Source organism: Citrobacter sp. Igbk 17 (assembly GCF_028069775.1).
In the GTDB taxonomy this organism is placed as follows: domain Bacteria; phylum Pseudomonadota; class Gammaproteobacteria; order Enterobacterales; family Enterobacteriaceae; genus Citrobacter.
In genome coordinates this window covers 1-2,865 of the sequence record NZ_JANEWI010000072.1, presented here as the reverse complement: position 1 = coordinate 2,865, position 2,865 = coordinate 1, and the positions used below count along the sequence as shown (strand labels likewise).

2 protein-coding genes, 1 tRNA gene and 1 pseudogene are annotated in these 2,865 nt (G+C 47.0%); 2 read left to right on the top strand and 2 right to left on the bottom strand.

The annotated features are described in order from the left end of the window. Window positions 1-67: 67 nt before the first annotated feature. Window positions 68-1,267 carry a porin OmpC gene (ompC, locus tag NNO08_RS22770; RefSeq protein ID WP_271457600.1) on the top strand — a complete coding sequence of 400 codons (1,200 nt, stop codon included), beginning with the start codon at window positions 68-70 and terminating at the stop codon, window positions 1,265-1,267. A gap of 170 nt (window positions 1,268-1,437) precedes the next feature. Here ompC and NNO08_RS22765 read toward each other — a convergent pair. After that, a tRNA-OTHER gene (locus tag NNO08_RS22765) sits at window positions 1,438-1,565 on the bottom strand. A 94-nt stretch (window positions 1,566-1,659) separates the two neighbouring features. Here NNO08_RS22765 and NNO08_RS22760 point away from each other — a divergent pair. Further along, a pseudogene (locus NNO08_RS22760) lies at window positions 1,660-2,292 on the top strand (SOS response-associated peptidase); the annotation flags it as partial. On the opposite strand, the gene NNO08_RS22755 reads toward NNO08_RS22760, so the two are convergent. Next, window positions 2,293-2,760, bottom strand: coding sequence for a tail fiber assembly protein (locus tag NNO08_RS22755; protein WP_271457601.1), 468 nt, complete (start codon window positions 2,758-2,760; stop codon window positions 2,293-2,295). It lies immediately after the preceding pseudogene. Window positions 2,761-2,865: the final 105 nt, after the last annotated feature.

Genomic DNA, 2,865 nt, shown 5'->3' with positions numbered 1-2,865 from the left:
GTATCAAAATGTAGTTTTTTGGATGCACTACATATTCATATAAATTATTATCATAAGGAAATACATAATGAAAAGAAAAGTACTGGCAATTATTGTCCCCGCGTTATTAGCGGCCGGCGCTGCAAATGCAGCTGAAATCTATAATAAGAACGGCAATAAATTAGATCTGTACGGTAAAGTAGATGGCTTACATTATTTCTCTGATGACGCGAGCAATGATGGCGACCAGACTTACGTTCGTGTTGGCTTCAAAGGCGAAACTCAGATCAATAACATGCTGACGGGTTACGGCCAGTGGGAATATAACGTTCAGGCCAACAGCACCGAAGGTGAAGGCGCAAACTCCTGGACTCGTCTGGGCTTCGCTGGTTTAGGCTTTGGCGAATATGGCACCTTCGATTACGGTCGTAACTATGGCGTGGTATACGATGTAGAAGCGTGGACCGATATGCTGCCAGAATTCGGTGGCGATACCTACACCCAGACCGACGTTTATATGACAGGCCGTACCAACGGTGTTGCCACTTATCGTAACCACGGCTTCTTTGGTCTGGTTGACGGTCTGAACTTCGCTCTGCAGTACCAGGGTAATAATGAAAACCCAGGTTCAGGCGAAGGTACTGGCAACGGTGGTGACCGTAAACTGGCTCGCGAAAATGGCGACGGGTTTGGTATGTCTACCTCCTATGACTTCGACTTTGGTTTAAGCCTTGGTGCGGCATACTCCAGTTCTGATCGTACCAACAGTCAGGTTGTTAAAGGTCGTGGCGATAGCAACTATACCAATCAATATGCCGGTGGTGATAAAGCGGATGCCTGGACCATTGGTGCAAAATATGATGCCAATGATATCTATCTGGCTGTGATGTATGCAGAAACCCGCAATATGACTGCATACGGCAAAGGTACTTATAAAAATGCTGCTGGTGACGATGTTGATAAAGGCGGTATCGCCAACAAAACGCAAAACTTTGAAGTTGTGGCTCAGTACCAGTTCGATTACGGTCTGCGTCCGTCCGTATCTTACCTGCAGTCCAAAGGCAGTGATTTAGGCGGTTGGGATCACAACAGTAATGGAACCCCACGTTACACAGACAAAGACCTGGTAAAATATGTTGATGTCGGTGTGACTTATTACTTCAATAAAAATATGTCCACCTACGTTGATTACAAAATCAACCTGCTGGATGAAGATGACAGCTTCTATGAAAGCAATGGCATCGCAACCGACGATATTGTTGCCGTTGGTTTAGTCTACCAGTTCTAATTTTGTACAAGACGTATCAGGCCTGCTTCATATGAAGCGGGCTTTTTGTTTATTTGAAGCGGATTTTTATGTCGCGAAGGCAATAGACTGACAAACTTGTGAGGATACTCAAAGAAAAAAACATCTGTAGCTGCTGTCGTTGAAAGCAAGGCGTGCAAGTGTTTGAATAGTGGCGGAGAGAGGGGGATTTGAACCCCCGGTAGAGTTGCCCCTACTCCGGTTTTCGAGACCGATTTCATTGGTAATATTTTCAATGACTTAACTTTTCATGCTGGTATATCCACAATATTTCCACTCCATAAAATTCAACTATTTGCGCGTTTTTCCATAGTTAATATACCAACACTTTCTGAGCTAAAACCTATACTTCAAAGTACAGCCTGGAGGTGAAAATGTGTGGAAGATTTTCCCAGTCAATGACGCGTGAAGACTATCTCGCCTTTCTCGCTGATGAATCAGAACGCGACATTCCATACGATCCAGAACCCATCGGAAGATTCAACGTAGCGCCAGGAACAAAAGTTCTGCTTCTTAGCGAACGTGATGAGCAGTTGCATCTTGATCCAGTTATCTGGGGATACGCCCCCGGTTGGTGGGATAAACCGCCGCTCATTAACGCACGGTCTGAAACTGCGGCCACCAGCAGAATGTTTAAGCCACTCTGGCAGCATGGTCGCGCTATTTGCTTTGCTGATGGCTGGTACGAGTGGAAAAAGGAAGGCGACAAGAAACAACCCTACTTCATTCATAGGGCCGATGGTCAGCCGATATTCATGGCGGCGATCGGCAGCACACCTTTCGAACGTGGAGATGAAGCAGAAGGTTTCCTTATAGTGACAGCTGCGGCCGACAAAGGGCTGGTAGATATTCACGACAGGCGACCGCTGGTACTATCGCCAGATGCAGCTCGTGAATGGATGAGGCAGGATGTTGGAGGGAAAGAAGCTGCGGAAATTGCGGCCGACGGTTCCGTGCCGGCTGATAAATTTATATGGCACGCCGTTACGCGTGCCGTTGGGAATGTCCTACTCCTCCGGGGGTGCGGGCCACTTAACATTCTCAGGATCGGTTGTCACATCGACCACCTTAACCTTGTTTTTATAAGCCATCCACGCCGACAGTTTAGCTCTGTTGACATCGCTTATTTCACCCAGCATCAGTTCTGTTCGCCAGTCAAGAATTACTTTATCGGTACTGGCCAGCAAATTACTGCGTTGTTTTTCAGCGTCTGCTATCGCTGCTTTTCGCTGCGCATCGGTATCTGCAACCCATTTGCTGCCATCCCATTTATCATACTGAGTAGATGGTGCAACAGTTGTGAATCCTGAACGAATCTCCCCGATGTAGTTAACGACAGTTGTTGCTCTGTCAGCTGTTGAATACACCGTAACGCCGCGATTATCTGGCTGTTGCTCCCATCCAGTACCGTTGAATACAGCGACAAAGGCCTGACTTTCCTCACCAGGGTCTGTGGTCGTCGAATGGCCTGGCATACTCACGCCAACGTTAATGTATTCGTCAGACCATCCACGATATTCACCGGTAGAAGGTTCATAATAATAAACGCGAATTTCACCAGCCTGAGTCGCCAGTCCGTT

Excerpts from the sequence above, each read along its gene's own strand:
- NNO08_RS22755 (WP_271457601.1), bottom strand. The coding sequence starts at position 2,760 with ATGCCAGGCCATTCGACGACCACAGACCCTGGTGAGGAAAGTCAGGCC.
- ompC (WP_271457600.1), top strand. The coding sequence starts at position 68 with ATGAAAAGAAAAGTACTGGCAATTATTGTCCCCGCGTTATTAGCGGCC.